Here is a 14,832-nt window from a genome sequence, read left to right on the forward strand (position 1 = left end):
ATGGATGGCCCTTGCGGCTGGCCTTCTGATGTTCGTCACGACGGCGGCCGTCGCCCAAGTGGCGGAAAAACTGGTGCCGCAGCTCGAAGGGCCGACGCCGCAGATGGCGACGGAAGCGGCGGCACCGCTGCCGAAATGGGTGGTCGATGACAAGCGCAAGATGCGCGCCTATCCCGACCAGCCTCCGGTCATTCCGCATTCGATCGAGGGCTATGAGCTTTCGGTCAATGCCAACCGATGCCTGTCCTGTCACAAGCGCGAGTTCACGCAGGATTCGGGTGCGCCGATGATCAGCGTCACCCACTACATGACGCGCGATGGGCAGATGATCGCCGACGTTTCGCCCCGGCGTTACTTCTGCACCGCCTGCCACGTGCCGCAGGCCGATACCAGCCCGCTGGTGCCGAGCAATTTCAAGGACATGAGCGAACTGGGCTTCAAGCCGGCCGGAAGCGAGTGACGACATGATCGCATGGATCAGGAAAATCATCCTTTGGGCCTGGGGCATCATGAAGACGCCGGCCGGCACGCTCGGTCTTGGCTTCCTCACGCTCGGCGGCTTCATCGGCGGCGTCATGTTCTGGGGTGCATTCAACACGGCGCTGGAACTCACCAACACCGAAAAGTTCTGCACCTCGTGCCATGAGATGCACGACAACGTCTATCAGGAGCTGACGCGCACCATCCACTTCTCCAACCGCTCGGGCGTGCGCGCCAGTTGCCCGGATTGCCACGTGCCGCACGAATGGACCGACAAGATCGCCCGCAAGATGCAGGCTTCGAAGGAAGTCTGGGGCAAGATCTTCGGCACGATCAATACCAGGCCGAAATTCCTCGAGAAGCGGCTGGAACTGGCGCAGCACGAATGGGCGCGCATGAAGGCCAATGACAGCCTTGAATGCCGCAACTGCCATTCCTCCGTCGCCATGGACCTGCAGAAGCAGACGCAGCGGGCGGCCGAGATCCACACCCGCTATCTGCTCTCGGGCAAGGCCACCTGCATCGATTGCCATAAGGGCATCGCCCACGAGCTGCCCAACATGGAAGGCATCGATCCAGGCTGGAAGATGCCGCCGGAACTGGAGGGCAAGAAGATGGCCAATCAGACGCCGATCGATGATCTCCGGCAGGCGATGGCGGATCTGCATATGCAGGCGCAGTAAGACGCGCCGGCCCACCTGAGCCGCATTGAATTCTCCAGGGCCATGCCGGTGCGGTGTGGCCCTCTTTTTTACGGTTCTTGGGCAGTGCGTCCTTCATTCCTGTGCTTGTCACAGGAATTCAGCCGCGTCGCGTCGGCGGCGCGAGGGACCTGGTTCCCAAGAGGCGTCGTGCCAAGACCGTACTTCCCACCGTGCCGACGCACGGCTGCTGGATCTCTGTGACGAGCACAGAGATGAGGGTGGGTGGGGGCCGGCCTCGTGCCAAGCCGCCAGATGAGGGGAGTGGCTTGGGGGTTCTTGAGCCAACGGCGCACGTTCGGATCTGCGGCGATGGACTTGTCGAGCAGCGCTTTTCTCTCTTCATTTCTGCCAGTTCTTTTTTTCTGAAAAATATTCGACACCGCTGTCGGCGCCGACATTTCCCGTTCGTCATTTAGGCAGGGAGGCAATCTGGCTTCCTCCACCGGAGCGGGATAGGAAAAAAATCCGCGCGGGTCTTTCGCCCGCAGCCTGCTCTCACTATTTGGGTTTCACCACGCCGGCACCCCCAGAGGTCACGAGGACCGGGACTGGCGTGACAGAGGAGAATGGACAATGCGCGTAGTGGTTTTTGTAAAGGCGACCAAGGACAGCGAAGCGGGCAACATGCCCTCGACCGAGCTGCTGGAAGCCATGGGCAAGTACAACGAGGAACTGGTCAATGCCGGCATCATGCAGGCGGGCGAGGGGCTGCATCCCTCGTCGCGTGGCGCCCGCGTCGCCTTCGACGGCGCCGACCGCGTGGTCATCGATGGCCCCTTTGCCGAGACCAAGGAACTGGTCGCCGGCTTCTGGATCTGGACCGTCAAGGACATGGCCGAGGCAATCGCCTGGGTGAAGCGCTGCCCGAACCCGATGCCGGGCCCGAGCGAAATCGAAATCCGCCCGGTCTTCGAGATGGAAGATTTCGGCGACTTGGTGACGCCGGAGATCGCCGCCCAGGACGAGCGGCTGCGCGAGAAGATCGCCAACCAGTAAGGGCTGTTAGCCGAACCTTGGGGTGGCCTTACCCATCTCCTCAGGTTTAACCCGAGAGCTAACTCTGCTTGCCCCTCACCCTAACCCTCTCCCCGCAGGCGGGGAGAGGGGACGAGCCCGGATCGCAGCGTTTTCGAACGCGGTCGCAACGAGCGTCAAATGCGTTTGGTCCCAGGCAGACCAATTAGACCGGGGTGTAAACTGGACCGCCATAAAGCTGTGGCGCCTGTTGCCACGGGAGGGAGTGCCACGCATGTCCTTCTTCCCGCCAAGCGGGGCGAAGGTTGCCGGCAGGCCGGATGAGGGGCAAGCCGCTCACCGCGGGCTGTGAGACAGCCGCTGATGTGGCGCGGTCAGAGTGTGGCGCGGCGCGCGCGGGACGAAGGCCGTCCGCGGGATGAACGGCTGCCACAGTGTCCGAATCGTGTCGACGTTTGCAGGACGTCTGCTCCGCTTCCCGTAGAGATTGTATTAACCGTGTTCGTTTACCTTATTTCCGGGGTTTGAACCGGAGTGGGGCAATGGTCAGGACGAGCAGTTTCGTCATTTTTCTTCTTTCAAGTGTTTCGATTGCGGCTGCTGCCGATATCGACGGTCCGCTGGTGGGGCCGCAGGATGCCTATGAAGTGCCGGTGGAGCAGGCGTCGGGCGGCATCGTCGGCTACGTCGAGACGTCCTACGGCGCGGCCGTGGACTCGCCCGGCGATATCGATGCGGATGCATGGGACTTGCGCGGTGCGGTGAACTTCGACGCCGGCGCCGGCTTCAACCTGCAGGTCGATCTCGGCTACACGCGCGCCTCCTTTGAGGATATCGACACGAACAGCTATGACGGCGCGCTGCACGGCTACTACCGCAATGATCTTTTTGCGGCAGGCGTCTTCGTGCAAGGCGCACGCCTCGACCCGGGCATCGGCCTCGACCTCAACGATTACATGGGTGGCGTCGAAGCGGCCTACTTCCTTGATACCTGGACGCTGCATGGCGCGATCGGCTATGGCCAGGCGAGTGTGGAAGACTTCGACGACATCGATGCCGATCATTACATGGGCTCGCTCGGCGCGCGCATCTACGCGACCGACAACCTGCGCTTCGACGTCGACGGCTCGCTGCATCGCATGAGCGAAAACGACCTGGATTACGACCTGCGCAGCGTCAAGCTGACGGCCAACTACCGGCTGGACGCTTTCCCCGTCACGCTCTTTGCCGGCTACAAATACACCAACGAAGAGCTTTCAGGGCTGAGCGCTTCGGTTTCCGGCGACACCAGCACCCTTTTCGGTGGCCTGCGCTTCTCCTACGGTTCGACGACGCTCAAGGAAGAAGAGCGCCTCGGCCCGGTCTGGTCCAGCAATCGCCTGGCGTTCTGATCGGCTTGGCAGGCGGCAGCATTTTGCGCCGCTGCCAGCCAGGTACAATCATCAAGCAAGAGCATGGTGGCACCGCGCGTCTGAAGAGGCGCGCGGTGTTCTTATGTTATCGCAGGCTCCGGAGATAATTGGCCCGATCGAACGGGTTCGCGCCCAACCGGGGCCGGGAAGGCTGCGTGCCTGCGATCGGCGCGTAGTGATCGAAGCTGTTTTCGAGCACGCCGGCGCCGCTGGTGAGCCCCGGCAACTGCCGCTGGACGCCCTGGACGTTGGCCGATGCGATCGTTCCGGCAAGCCGGGCGACGCCGCCTTCGATGATCGAATCCGTCGTCGCCGCGCCTGACTTGGCGAGCAGCGTGTGAATGGCCGTCAGGACGGACGCGGGCGCTTCAAGGCGGAAGCTGTCGATCGGCTCGCAGACGACCGTGCCGGCCGAAGACAACGCCTCGGCGAGCACCAGCGGCGTCAGCCGGCGAAAATCGACGGCGGTGCTGGCCGGCGAGGTCTGGCGCGCCGCTGTCATGGCGACGTGGCAATCGATCACCTGCCAGCCGAAGAGCCCGGCCTTCAGCGTTTCGGCAACGGCCTCTTCGACCGCCCGGTAAAAGCTCGCAGGCATCTGGCCGACATCCACTTCCAGGGCAAAACTGTTGCCCGCTGCCGCCGGCCGCGGTTCGATCCTGAGGCCGACGGTCGCAAGGAAGGGGTTCGGCTCGCGGAAGAGGATCTCGATGCCGGTTCCGGTGCCAAGGGGCCGTTCGACGCAGATGACCGTGCTTTGCTCGAAATGCGCCTCCAGCCCGAAATCGGCCGACAGGGTGGCCTCGATCACCTCCTTCTGCACCTCGCCATAGAGCGAAACGAACATCTCGCTGGCATCGTCGCTGGTGCGCAGGTTGATGAACGGGTCCTGTTCGGCCAGTTGCTGAAGGGCAAGCCACAGCGCCGTGTTGTCCGAAGGGCGCCTCGGCCGCACGAGGGTTTCGAGCGTCGGCGGGGCGAAGTGAAACGCTCCGGCACGCTTTCCGCCGACGCCGATCCAATCACCGATGCGGGCATGGGCAAGCCCGCCCACCTTGGCGATGCGGCCGGCTGTCACCTGGTCCACCTTTTCCAGCCGGCCCTGGTCGAAGAGCTGGATGCTGGTCACCTTCGCCGCGCCGCCGGGAAGGACGAGATAGTCGCGCATGGCGACGGTGCCGGACGTCAGGTTGAGAAAGGCGAGCTTTTCACCGCCCCAGCCGCGCTCGATCTTGAAGATCCGGCCTTCGACCGGTGCATCCGGGGCGGGCGCCTTCGCCGGCAACAGCGTCTCGATCGCGGTGATCAGGCCCGGCACGCCGACGCCGGTCATGGCGATGCCGCAATAGACCGGGTGCAGAGCGCCTTCGGCAAGCTGCGTCGCCAAGGCCTTCCGCAGCCGCTCGACAGTCAGACGCTGCTGTGCCAGCACATAATCGTCGAGCAAGGCTTCATCATTGGCGGCAAGCGCCTCCGAAAGTGCCGAAAAATGCGGTTCCTGCGCAAAGTCGATCGGCTCGGCTCTCGCGTGTCGGCTGCCGGCCTCGACCGCCGCCGACATGCTGACGGGGCGGACCGAGAGTTGGCTGGCGATCTCTTCGACCACTTCGGCGGGACGCGCCCCTAGGCGATCGATCTTGTTGACGAAGAACAGGAAGGGGACGCCGAGGCGGCGCAGGGCGCGCACCAGCACGCGGGTCTGCGCCTGCACGCCTTCCACCGCCGAAACGACCACGACAGCGGCATCGAGCGATTGCAGCACGCGCTCGACCTCGGCGATGAAGTCCGGATGCCCGGGGGTGTCGATGAGGTTTACGACCAGATCGCCAAGCCTGAATGACACGACGGAGGCGGCAATGGTGATGCCACGCTGCCGTTCGAGTTCAAGGCTGTCGGTCTGGGTATTGCCGCTATCGACGCTGCCGAGTCTGTCGATCGCGCCGGTGTCAAAAAGGAGTCTTTCCGTAAGGCTAGTCTTGCCTGCATCCACGTGGGCGAGGATGCCCAGATTCAATGTGCGCATATCCCATCAGCTTCTCAAAAATTCGGATCTGGGTTTCTTGAGAAGTGACTCGGCGCATCGGGGCCTCCAGACTTGAGCTTCTTGCGGATCGCGCAACCCACGGCAGGCGAGGGTGCTCGTGAAATCTAAGGACGCCACAGGAAAGGCGTCAAGCGCCGCCTGACAACTCCGACGCGGTGTTGCAGATTTGCTGGTGTGGTCGGGGCCGTCGAAAAATGGCGACGCTCCCGCTTCGGGCGGTCACGCGAGGACAGGCCGAACACAATGTCTGGTCGTACTTATTAGTATATGCTAACTTCCTCCCGCCAAAGAAAAAGGGGGAGGCAAACATGGACATGACCCGTCGCGCCGTCGCATTGGGCGGCGCCGGCCTGCTTGCATCAGCATCGTTCTTACCTGCGAACGCGCTGGAATCGCCGCTTTTCGATCCGGTCGAGGCTGCCGATGATTTCTGGCTGGCGGTGGAAGCCTATATCTACGGCTATCCGCTGGTGACGACGGAAATGACCCGCCGGGTGGTGACCAATGTGGCCAAGCCCGAAGGCAGCAAGGGGCCGATGGGCCACGTCATCAAGCTGCGTGAATATCCGAACGCATCCTTCAAGGATGTCACCGCGCCGAATGCCGATACGCTGTACACGACAGCCTTCGTCGATGTGGGCAAGGAGCCGTGGGTGCTGTCGATCCCCGACATGAAGGATCGCTTCTTCCTGTTTCCGATGCTCGACGGCTGGACGACGGTGTTTCAGGTGCCGGGCAAGCGCACGACCGGCGGCGGGGCGCAGGCCTATGCCATTACCGGGCCGGGCTGGCAGGGCAGCCTTCCCGACGGCGTGACCGAATACAAATCCTCAACCGGCATCGTCTGGATCCTCGGGCGCATCTATTGCGATGGCACGCCGGAGGACTATGCGGCGGTGCATGCACTTCAGGACGAGTGCAAGCTTTGTCCGCTCAGCGCCTATGGCAAGGACTGGACGCCGCCGGTCGGCAAGGTCGATCCGTCGATCGACATGAAGACGGCGGTGCGCGAGCAGGTCAATCGCATGGATGCGGTCGAATATTTCACGCTTCTTTGCGAGTTGATGAAGACCAATCCGCCGACGGCGGCGGATGGCGAGGCGATCGCCAAATTTGCCGAAATCGGCATCGTGCCGGGCCAGGACTTCGACAAGAGCAAGCTCGATGCCGCCTTCGTCTCGCGCATCCCCGTCATGGCGTTCCATCGCATCATGCTGCACTTCAAGTTCAGCGATGGTGACATCCAGAACGTCAACGGCTGGGGCTTCACCACCAAGACCGGTATCTACGGCACCAACTATCTGCAGCGGGCGCTGATCACGGCGATCGGGCTTGGCGCCAATCGTCCGCAGGATGCGATCTATCCGACGTCGCTGAAGTCCAGGGACGGCCTGGTTTCCCGCGCCTATCACGGCTCCAACAAATACCTCGTCACCTTCCCCAAGGGGCAATTGCCGCCGGTGCGCGGCTTCTGGTCGATCACCATGTACGACGAGAACTATTTCTTCGTCGACAATCCGCTCAACCGCTATTCGATCAGCGCGCGCGTCAGCCCCAAGGCCAATGCCGACGGTTCGACGGAGATCTACATCCAGAATGAATCACCCGGCAAGGACAAGGAAAACAACTGGTTGCCGGCGCCGAAGGGCAAGTTCATCCTGATGATGCGGCTCTATTGGCCCGACGACAGCCCGCCTTCCATTCTCGACGGGTCGTGGCTCATCCCGCCGGTGAAGAAGGCGGGATGACAGAGGCGAAAGAGTCCCTGCGTCTTCGCGTGAAGGCGCAGGGCGTGGCGATCAGGCTGCGGCTCAGCGCTTCGGCAGCACGAGATCGCCGACCGTATAGATGTGGAACTCGCTGCGGGAGACTTCGTCCAGCTTGCGGAACTTCTCCGCGAACACCGGATCGGAGAAGAACTCATCGACATTTCCGGTGCCCTGGATCGCCTCGACATTGACGACGGTCTCGCCGTCGGTGCTCTTCGACAGCGTGCTCCACAGAAAACCTTCCTTCCGTTCGGCAACGTAGTGCACGACGTCCTGGATGACGGCGAAGGCTTCTTCCTGCTTGCCGGGATGGGCGTGGATGACGTTGACGACGAAGGTCGTCGGAACGGGGGACGCCGTGAAAGTGGGGGTAGGGATCGTTGTCATGCTTCTCTCCATTTAAACGCCGCGGCGTATCGACCGCGACGGCACCTGGATATCGGGAGAGAAATAGCGGATAAACGAGCGCGTATTCTCATCACTTCGGAAAAAGATTCCGTAATCGGTGCGCGATGGACAAGCTCGGAACGCTCAGCATTTTCATTCAGGTGGCAGAGGCGGGCAGCTTCGTGGCCGCCGGGCATCGCCTAGGGCTTTCAGGTTCGGCCGTCGGCAAGGCGATCGCGCGGCTCGAAGACGAGATGGGCGTGCGCCTCTTCAACCGGTCGACGAGAAGCATGGCGCTGACCGAGGACGGCAGCTTCTTTCTCGACACCTGCCGCCGCATCCAGTCCGAATTCGAAACGGCCCAGGCGCAACTGTCACGCTCGCATGCGACGCCGCGCGGGCAATTGCGCGTCAGCCTGCCGCTCGCCGGCATGCTGCTGATGCCGACCATATCGGACTTCATGCGCGCCTATCCGCTGATCAATCTTGATCTCGATTTCACCGATCGGCTGGTCGATGTGATCGAGGAGGGCTTCGATGCGGTCATCCGCACCGGCGACGTGAAGGATACACGCCTGATGAGCCGCAAGCTCGGGACGTTCCGGCACCGGATCGTCGCTTCGCCGGAATATCTCGCGGCTCATGGGCGGCCGGAGGTGCCGGAGGACCTGCTTGGGCACCGCTGCCTTCATCACCGCTACGCCAATTCCGGCCGCCTCGAACCCTGGCCACTCGTTCGTGACGGGCGTGAGGTGAAGCTGGACCTGCCTGTGACCACGGTGGCGAGTACGCTTGACCCCTTGATCTTTCTTGCGGAGCGCTCCTTCGGCATCACCTGCCTGCCGCCCTTTGCCGTGTCGCCTGAACTGGCGGAAGGCAAGCTGGTCTCGCTGCTGGAAGATTACCTTCGCGAAACCGGCACGTTCCGCGTGCTTTGGCCGACCAATCGCTATCTTTCGCCAAAGGTGCGTGCCTTCGTCGATTTCATGGCGGAGAACCTGTTTGCCGCGTGACGGCCGGGCGGTACGGAACGTTCCCCCGGCGTCGATCCAGCCGTTGCTAAAGTGCTGCAAATGTCCGAAGCTTCGCTGACGCCATCGGGTCATGCGAGCCGGAGCAGATGCGCACCATGACAGACGCCTCTTCCATTCAGCCTGCCGCCAGCCATGACGCCCGCATCTGCCGGGGATGCTGGGACCAGATGCATGTGCCGATCCCGATCCGCGGGCCTTTGGCGCTGCCGTTCCGTGCCTTCGGTATTACCCGCAGCAAGATGAACCCGAACATCTGTACGATCTGCGAGCGCTCCTTCCGTTACGTGAAGAAGCAGAGTCACGTTGCGGCAAGTGCCACAATCCTGTTTGCCGACATCCGCGGATTCACGCATCTTTCGGAGCGGATCGAGCGGGTGCGCTTGAGCCAGATCGTCAGCCTGTTCCAGGATCGCTGCGCCCAGGCGATCTGGGCGCATGACGGCATCGTCAACAAGCAGATGGGCGACGGGCTGATGGCGATCTTCAACTTTCCGATCATCCGGAAAGACCATGCGCAAGCGGCGATCATGGCAGCACGCGATATCCAGCGTCTCTGCGCCGATGCACTCGGCCGCCTCGACCTCGACGACCTCGGCGAACGGCCGCTCGGCGTGGGCGTCGGCATTCATTCGGGCGAGGTCGAGATCGGCGAGTTCTCGACATTCCGCAGCGATTTCACCGCGATCGGCGGCACGGTCAACCTGGCCTCGAGGCTCGAATCCCAGGCCGAGGCGGGGGAGATCATCGTCTCGACCGAAACGGCGGGCCAGGCCGGGGAGCTGGCGTCAGGAGCGGCGACGCGGCTGCTGACGCTAAAGGGCATCGATCAGCCGGTCGCGGCGCGGGTCATCGCAAAGCAGAGCTGAGGCTCATTTGATCTTCCTGACGTCGCTGGCGATGAGGCCCCATTTCCAGCCGCGTCCGCTGATCGCCACCCGATCACGGGGCCAAAGACTGTCTCGAAGTTCGGACGAGTACCCGCAGAGCTGATCTGCCTGAAACGGCGGCTCGATGAGTTCGATGGAGTTCCAGCATTTTTTGGAACGGGCCATCGAGGCGACGGTGTAGATGCGCTCGACGTGGCTGCCCGCGACCAATGCGCCGGCCATCGGAACGCCCATCGTTACGATGATGTACCCCATCGCGAAGCCGAGGAACGGCACTATGGCGACAAACAAGGCTGTCTTTGGATCGGCGTAGGCATAATTCATGGAGTCCGGGCTGGTCGCGACCGCCAACAGGATCAGCGCGGAGCCACAGGCGCCGCCGATCAGAGCGGCTGTCCGGGTCAACTCCATCCATTCAGGTGAGGGGATATAGAGGTATCCGACAAACGCGCCAAGCATAGGGAGTGCAAAGAGCAAGAAGCAGGTTACGGCGACATAACGCAGAAGCTTGGTGAAGAGTGGCTCTTTCGCAGGCTCAGGTGCGTCCATGGGATGTTCCGGATATGGGGCAGGGAGTAAAGGGGCAGGTCGGTGGGCGGCAACCGTGCGATTGCGGACCAAGACGTCCCTCACCATCCGGCATCTCAAGACATAAGCTGTTTTCGATTGTGCATCAATATCGTCGCAACGTTCGGTTATTGTCGATCCGGGAAAGCGCGACCGAGCGAGGCAGGGCGAACTGCCCGCCGGGCGCGATGTGGCTTCCGTCCACGGATCGCCTACCTACATCGCACCTTCGTCGGTCAACGACATCACCTCGGCGACCTTGCCGCGGGAGACGAGGCAGCGCCACTTGGCGCGCTCGGGGCCGACGCCGATGATGACTTGCGTGTTGGCCTGCGACATCTCTGAGCTCAGCGTCGCAATGTCGGGGTTGTTGGTCTGCTTGACGACGGCCTGTTCGCAGGCGCGCTCGTCGGTCGGGTTTCCGCCGCGAAGCGCCGCTGCGGTCGCCTCCGATGTCGAGGGACGTGGAGGCGACGACGAGGATGACTGGGAGCAGGCCGACAGGCTGAGGAGAGCGAGAAGTGACGCGGTCGCGTAAGTCAAATGTCGCATGGACGTTCTCTCTCCATCTGGCGGCGGCGTGCGGATCAACGCCTGATTGCTTCAATTTTTCATGAAGGCGGCCGAGGCTCAATCGATCCGTCTGACACTGCCCGCAAACACGCCCCATCGCCAGCCCCGCCCCGTGATTGAAACGCGCGAGCCAGGGCCGAGCGGGCCTGCCAATTCCTTAGCAAGACCACAGAACCTGTTAGCCAGCACGGGGAGTTCGGCGACCGTGAGACTGCTCGAGCATCTGAAGTCCGATTCACTCGACTTGACTGTGAAGGTGTGTTCGATACCGCTGCCGATGGCGAGAGCAACGAGCATCGGTCCGCCGAGCACCACGACCCTGTACCCGAGCCAGAAGCCAATAAATGGCGCGGCAAAAGTGAGCAAAACTGTCTTTGCACCCAGTCGCTGAAAGCGACCCGCAGCCCCCAGCGTGATCAACCATAAGAAATAGACTGCCGCGAGAATGCCGATCACGATAGCCGCCGACCCGCTCCAGTCAATCCAACTGGCTGTGGGGATGTAGGGATGTCCGAACAGTTCCGGCAAGACCGGCGAGACAGCAACGCCGACAAAGGAGAGGAAGAGGCAGCCCGACATATTGGAACCCCGTGACGGCTTCGCTTGCTCGAGCATATTCATCTACTTTCTTGGAACCGATCTACTTTGATTGCAGCCGTTGTGCAGGCTGGAGCCGCCAGACTGTTTCTTGCCTTGGGGTTGCCATCTCGTGGTGGTGCGAGCTCCTACGCCCAAAGGTCGCGCACGCAGCGGCCGTCGGATGGTAGGTCTTCGAAGGTGACCAGGCCATCGAAATGGTCGATGGGAAGGTTTGCGACCCGGTCCAGCGCCGCCAGCCTGAGATTGACGGCGATGCGCCGGCGGCCCCGTTCGTCAAGGTGCAGGCTGCGCCAGGCGACGACGCCGGCGCAGGTCGGGCAGAAGAGGATTTCGAGCGTCGGGTCCTTCTCGTCGGCGCGGGTATAGGCGGTGAGTTCGCCGCTGACTGCGATGCGCTCGCCTTCGTAGTCATAGGCCCAGAGCGTGCCGTAGCGGTGGCAGAGCGTGCAGTTGCAGGCGGTGATCGGGCCGGGGTCGCCTTTGAGCGTCCACTTCGCATTGCCGCAGTGACATGAGCCGTCAAGCATGAGCTGCTCCCGCTATTGTACCGAGGCGGCATAGTGCCCCGATGGCGGGATGTCCGCAATCGGGGCCGGATATCAATCTCGCTCGCGCTTGTGCGCCAAGACAGCGTCGATGAAGGGAGCCTTCGAGGCGAGGTACTCGCCGATGCCATGCTGGTTCGTGATCGAGGTGCAGCTTCAGCGCCTGATAGCGGGCGCTGAGGTCCGGATCCTGCCGCAGAAGATCGCGAAACCGCAGCATTCTTGCAATCTGCCAATGTCCTGACCGGCACACATGGACCTTGTGGGTTCGAACGCCACTGACGTCGCGCCGATAGAAGTGGTGGTCCTGCGAAAGGTCCGTGCCGCGAACATATCCAAGCGATTTCATCCGCTCCGTCACATCGCCCACGTCGCGATGCTCGGACACCTCGACCAGAAGGTCGATTTCCGGCTTCGCGGCGAGACCGGGGACGGCGGTGCTGCCGACATGGTGGATCGTGACGAGCGCATTTGCGAATACGCTGCGGATGCGCTGCTGCTCGGAGAGAAACAGATCGGGCCATCGCGGATCATAGACTGAAATCTGGCTGGTCAGCGGCACGGCGGCTTGCTCCGGGTTCTTGACGGTGGTGTCATGGTAGCACCCGGAACGAATTCATGGACCTTCCCCCGCCTGGACGGAGGAAGGTTGTTTGGTCGGATCGCGCCACCGCCTAGTTGCGGTCGAGCCGCATGACCTTTTCCTCGCCGAGGACCATGCCGGTCTCGCGGAAACCGAAGCGGTGGTAGAGGGCGTGGGCGCGGGTGTTTTCCGGGTAGACGCCGAGATAGATGTCGCCGCATTCAGGGATCTTGGCCATGTGGTCCAGGAGGGCCGCGAGCGCCTTGGCGCCATAGCCCTTGCCCTGGTGGCGGGCATCGATCATCAGCCGGTAGATCCAGTGGTTGCCGTCATCGGGGTCGAGCGCATACATGGCGAAACCCACCGGCGCGCCTTCGGCCATCACGGCAAAACCGACGCATTCGGGGCGTTCGCCGAGTTCTTCGAGAGATTCGTCGTTGCTGGCGATGAAATCCATCTGGTTTTCGTGAACGTCGAGCCTCCGGATGACATCGGCATCGACGGTATCGACGAGCAGGAGTGTAATCGTCATTCGGTCCTCGTGGTCGACGCTGTGGCCTGGGCGGCAGTCTCTGTCTAATCCCGTCTGCGGTCACCTTCTCCCCGCGGGGCGAGCGGGGAGAAGGGACCTTGCAGCGCTCTCGGCGTCCACATCCTGCGCCTGGGCGCGAGCGGTTCCCTCTGCGGGGCGGGCAGGGGAACCGAAGGGTAGGCGGAGCCGGGCCGCTGCCATTCCCTTTCCCGATCAGCGGGCGAGGGAGTTGGGGGCAAGGAACCGGAGGGACGGGGACACGCGTCCAGCCTGGCAAAGCGTCAATAACAATCTGATTTACACGTTTTCAGTTTCTGCCGTACCGGCCGGGCCGCTCGAGGCGCCGAAATCCGGAAAGCGAGCCCTTCTCCAACGGGCGCATTACCGCAACATTGCGATGGCAAGAAAGAAACGGCCTTCGCGCCAGCCGCTCAGGTTTCTTCGATGATGCGTGGCTCTGCTTTGCCCGTCCATTCAAAGGTGATGGTGTGGCCCTGGCGGACGTTCTGGATGACCGAGGGGCGGAAGACGGCGAGGCACGTGCCCTCAGGATCACGGGCCGACGGATAGATCAGGCCGTTGCCGCCTTCTGCAAGAATGGTGGCGGCGAGCGCCTGGCCGGCGGGGTAGGCGACGGCGGTGTCGGGGGAGAGATAGGCGGCGTCCACTTCGCCGCGCACGTCATGGAAGCGGCAGGTGAAGCCGGCGATCAGTTCGCGGTAGCGACCGATGTCATGAAAGCTGCCGGCCTCGCGAAGCGCCCGGGTGCGGTGATAGACGATCTCCGCCTGGCAGGTCTGGAGTGCGCGCGGGCCGAAGGCACAATACCAGGCGCCGCGCTCCTCGCCGTTGAAGCGGTTGCCTGGAGGCCGGGCATGGCAGAAGGCGGCATTGATCAGCGACCAGCCGTAGCCGAAGGTCTCGTTCAGGAGTTCGGCAGGATCGACGCCGATGGGCAGAGCGAGCGGGCTCAGCCGCGCCGAGGTCATCGCCTCCAGCCGGTTGAGGATCTCGATCTCGTCGTCATCGTCGGCGAGCGGCTTGACCGCGGGCTCGTCGATATAGGCGGTCGAGATCAGCCGGACGGTTGCCGGCTCGTTGAAGTCGATTTCCGGCAGCGCGATCATAGGCCGCCGCGCAACCCGTCGAGATAGCGCCTGACCTTCATCATCACGGGAATGCCGCCCTCGATCATCAGGTCGACCGGCGAGCGGCCGGAAAACAGCGGGCCGGTGTTGACCGCCTTCGGCCATTGATAGGTAAGCGGCCCGTTGAAGAACAGCCGCAGGCCCTTGAAGATGCCGACGATCAGGCTCGCGCGCATGCGCTTGTCCTGGTCGAGCCTGCCCTTGAAGTCGCCGGCCTTCATGCGGTTCCAGGTGGCGATCGGCACGTCGAAGAGCTGGGCCGCCTCCCTATTGGTGAGGTTCCAGAGGTCGCAGGCTTTCACCACCGCCTTTACGATCACAGCTTCTTCCTGCCGGGCGGGTGCGAAAGCCGGTTGCGCCAGCGCCATGAATGTCTCCTATGCGGTGACTGAGTGTATCATATGATATGAAATGGCGATGTTGGGCGGAAAGTCAAGGGTTGGCCGGCTGATGCCTTTTTGCACTGCCGAGCGAACGCGCCCGGCTCTGCCCCTCACCCTAACGCTCTGCCCGCCACGCGGGGAGAGGGGACATGGACGACGGGGGCACCGTCACTCGGCGGCTGATCTCACAAACCCAAGGTAGACAAGGT

General features: G+C 62.7%; 17 protein-coding genes. 7 read left to right on the plus strand and 10 right to left on the minus strand.

What is annotated here, in order from left to right:
* Window positions 1–4 precede the first annotated feature (4 nt).
* From IB262_RS01970 to IB262_RS01985, 4 genes are all read left to right on the plus strand, one after another.
* Window positions 5–460, plus strand: a complete 456-nt coding sequence (locus IB262_RS01970) for a nitrate reductase cytochrome c-type subunit (RefSeq protein WP_089043553.1) — start codon at window positions 5–7, stop codon at window positions 458–460.
* Between the two features lie 4 nt (window positions 461–464).
* The gene (locus IB262_RS01975) at window positions 465–1,163 is read left to right on the plus strand and encodes a NapC/NirT family cytochrome c (RefSeq protein WP_034793141.1); all 699 of its coding nucleotides are present in this window, start codon (window positions 465–467) and stop codon (window positions 1,161–1,163) included.
* A 594-nt stretch (window positions 1,164–1,757) separates the two neighbouring features.
* Window positions 1,758–2,180, plus strand: a complete 423-nt coding sequence (locus IB262_RS01980; RefSeq protein ID WP_192357115.1) for a YciI family protein — start codon at window positions 1,758–1,760, stop codon at window positions 2,178–2,180.
* A gap of 521 nt (window positions 2,181–2,701) precedes the next feature.
* Window positions 2,702–3,550 (plus strand): hypothetical protein, encoded by an 849-nt coding sequence (locus IB262_RS01985; protein ID WP_034793150.1) that lies wholly within the window; start codon window positions 2,702–2,704, stop codon window positions 3,548–3,550.
* Between the two features lie 106 nt (window positions 3,551–3,656).
* On the opposite strand, the gene IB262_RS01990 is transcribed toward IB262_RS01985, so the two are convergent.
* Entirely contained in the window at window positions 3,657–5,594 is a 1,938-nt protein-coding gene (locus tag IB262_RS01990; RefSeq protein ID WP_112975893.1) for a TetM/TetW/TetO/TetS family tetracycline resistance ribosomal protection protein, read from the minus strand.
* Window positions 5,595–5,923: 329 nt separating this feature from the next.
* Here IB262_RS01990 and IB262_RS01995 point away from each other — a divergent pair, with 329 nt between their 5' ends.
* Entirely contained in the window at window positions 5,924–7,363 is a 1,440-nt protein-coding gene (locus IB262_RS01995) for a DUF1254 domain-containing protein (protein WP_112975892.1), read from the plus strand.
* A 63-nt stretch (window positions 7,364–7,426) separates the two neighbouring features.
* Here IB262_RS01995 and IB262_RS02000 read toward each other — a convergent pair whose 3' ends face one another.
* The gene (locus IB262_RS02000) at window positions 7,427–7,771 is read right to left on the minus strand and encodes an antibiotic biosynthesis monooxygenase (RefSeq protein WP_162728764.1); all 345 of its coding nucleotides are present in this window, start codon (window positions 7,769–7,771) and stop codon (window positions 7,427–7,429) included.
* A 125-nt stretch (window positions 7,772–7,896) separates the two neighbouring features.
* Between IB262_RS02000 and IB262_RS02005 the strand changes: the two genes are divergently transcribed.
* Window positions 7,897–8,784, plus strand: coding sequence for a LysR family transcriptional regulator (locus IB262_RS02005; RefSeq protein WP_060583237.1), 888 nt, complete (start codon window positions 7,897–7,899; stop codon window positions 8,782–8,784).
* A 116-nt stretch (window positions 8,785–8,900) separates the two neighbouring features.
* Window positions 8,901–9,671 carry an adenylate/guanylate cyclase domain-containing protein gene (locus tag IB262_RS02010; RefSeq protein ID WP_060516188.1) on the plus strand — a complete coding sequence of 257 codons (771 nt, stop codon included), beginning with the start codon at window positions 8,901–8,903 and terminating at the stop codon, window positions 9,669–9,671.
* A gap of 3 nt (window positions 9,672–9,674) precedes the next feature.
* On the opposite strand, the gene IB262_RS02015 is transcribed toward IB262_RS02010, so the two are convergent.
* The 8 genes from IB262_RS02015 to IB262_RS35855 form a co-directional block, all read right to left on the minus strand.
* Window positions 9,675–10,241 (minus strand): hypothetical protein, encoded by a 567-nt coding sequence (locus tag IB262_RS02015; RefSeq protein WP_112975891.1) that lies wholly within the window; start codon window positions 10,239–10,241, stop codon window positions 9,675–9,677.
* A gap of 234 nt (window positions 10,242–10,475) precedes the next feature.
* Window positions 10,476–10,811: a hypothetical protein gene (locus IB262_RS02020; protein ID WP_060516077.1), complete on the minus strand. Its 336-nt coding sequence runs from the start codon at window positions 10,809–10,811 to the stop codon at window positions 10,476–10,478.
* Between the two features lie 78 nt (window positions 10,812–10,889).
* Window positions 10,890–11,453, minus strand: a complete 564-nt coding sequence (locus IB262_RS02025) for a hypothetical protein (protein ID WP_112975890.1) — start codon at window positions 11,451–11,453, stop codon at window positions 10,890–10,892.
* 104 nt (window positions 11,454–11,557) lie between these two features.
* Window positions 11,558–11,959 carry a hypothetical protein gene (locus tag IB262_RS02030; protein WP_060516079.1) on the minus strand — a complete coding sequence of 134 codons (402 nt, stop codon included), beginning with the start codon at window positions 11,957–11,959 and terminating at the stop codon, window positions 11,558–11,560.
* A complete protein-coding gene (locus IB262_RS02035; protein WP_348646577.1) occupies window positions 11,952–12,539 on the minus strand; it encodes a GrpB family protein in 588 nt (195 codons plus the stop codon). The genes IB262_RS02030 and IB262_RS02035 overlap by 8 nt, the downstream gene beginning before the upstream one ends.
* Before the next feature lie 112 nt (window positions 12,540–12,651).
* Window positions 12,652–13,092, minus strand: coding sequence for a GNAT family N-acetyltransferase (locus IB262_RS02040; protein ID WP_112975889.1), 441 nt, complete (start codon window positions 13,090–13,092; stop codon window positions 12,652–12,654).
* 431 nt (window positions 13,093–13,523) lie between these two features.
* Window positions 13,524–14,219, minus strand: a complete 696-nt coding sequence (locus IB262_RS02045) for an RES family NAD+ phosphorylase (RefSeq protein ID WP_060603575.1) — start codon at window positions 14,217–14,219, stop codon at window positions 13,524–13,526.
* Window positions 14,216–14,608 (minus strand): antitoxin Xre-like helix-turn-helix domain-containing protein, encoded by a 393-nt coding sequence (locus IB262_RS35855; RefSeq protein ID WP_034793180.1) that lies wholly within the window; start codon window positions 14,606–14,608, stop codon window positions 14,216–14,218. The genes IB262_RS02045 and IB262_RS35855 overlap by 4 nt, the downstream gene beginning before the upstream one ends.
* Between the last annotated feature and the right edge of the window lie 224 nt (window positions 14,609–14,832).

This window comes from Ensifer sp. ENS02, from assembly GCF_014851885.1.
GTDB classification, from domain to species: domain Bacteria; phylum Pseudomonadota; class Alphaproteobacteria; order Rhizobiales; family Rhizobiaceae; genus Ensifer; species Ensifer adhaerens.

Coding starts and splice junctions, on each gene's coding strand:
- IB262_RS01970 (WP_089043553.1), top strand. CDS start 5: ATGGCCCTTGCGGCTGGCCTTCTGATGTTCGTCACGACGGCGGCCGTC.
- IB262_RS01975 (WP_034793141.1), top strand. CDS start 465: ATGATCGCATGGATCAGGAAAATCATCCTTTGGGCCTGGGGCATCATG.
- IB262_RS01980 (WP_192357115.1), top strand. CDS start 1,758: ATGCGCGTAGTGGTTTTTGTAAAGGCGACCAAGGACAGCGAAGCGGGC.
- IB262_RS01985 (WP_034793150.1), top strand. CDS start 2,702: ATGGTCAGGACGAGCAGTTTCGTCATTTTTCTTCTTTCAAGTGTTTCG.
- IB262_RS01990 (WP_112975893.1), bottom strand. CDS start 5,594: ATGCGCACATTGAATCTGGGCATCCTCGCCCACGTGGATGCAGGCAAG.
- IB262_RS01995 (WP_112975892.1), top strand. CDS start 5,924: ATGGACATGACCCGTCGCGCCGTCGCATTGGGCGGCGCCGGCCTGCTT.
- IB262_RS02000 (WP_162728764.1), bottom strand. CDS start 7,771: ATGACAACGATCCCTACCCCCACTTTCACGGCGTCCCCCGTTCCGACG.
- IB262_RS02005 (WP_060583237.1), top strand. CDS start 7,897: ATGGACAAGCTCGGAACGCTCAGCATTTTCATTCAGGTGGCAGAGGCG.
- IB262_RS02010 (WP_060516188.1), top strand. CDS start 8,901: ATGACAGACGCCTCTTCCATTCAGCCTGCCGCCAGCCATGACGCCCGC.
- IB262_RS02015 (WP_112975891.1), bottom strand. CDS start 10,241: ATGGACGCACCTGAGCCTGCGAAAGAGCCACTCTTCACCAAGCTTCTG.
- IB262_RS02020 (WP_060516077.1), bottom strand. CDS start 10,811: ATGCGACATTTGACTTACGCGACCGCGTCACTTCTCGCTCTCCTCAGC.
- IB262_RS02025 (WP_112975890.1), bottom strand. CDS start 11,453: ATGAATATGCTCGAGCAAGCGAAGCCGTCACGGGGTTCCAATATGTCG.
- IB262_RS02030 (WP_060516079.1), bottom strand. CDS start 11,959: ATGCTTGACGGCTCATGTCACTGCGGCAATGCGAAGTGGACGCTCAAA.
- IB262_RS02040 (WP_112975889.1), bottom strand. CDS start 13,092: ATGACGATTACACTCCTGCTCGTCGATACCGTCGATGCCGATGTCATC.
- IB262_RS02045 (WP_060603575.1), bottom strand. CDS start 14,219: ATGATCGCGCTGCCGGAAATCGACTTCAACGAGCCGGCAACCGTCCGG.
- IB262_RS35855 (WP_034793180.1), bottom strand. CDS start 14,608: ATGGCGCTGGCGCAACCGGCTTTCGCACCCGCCCGGCAGGAAGAAGCT.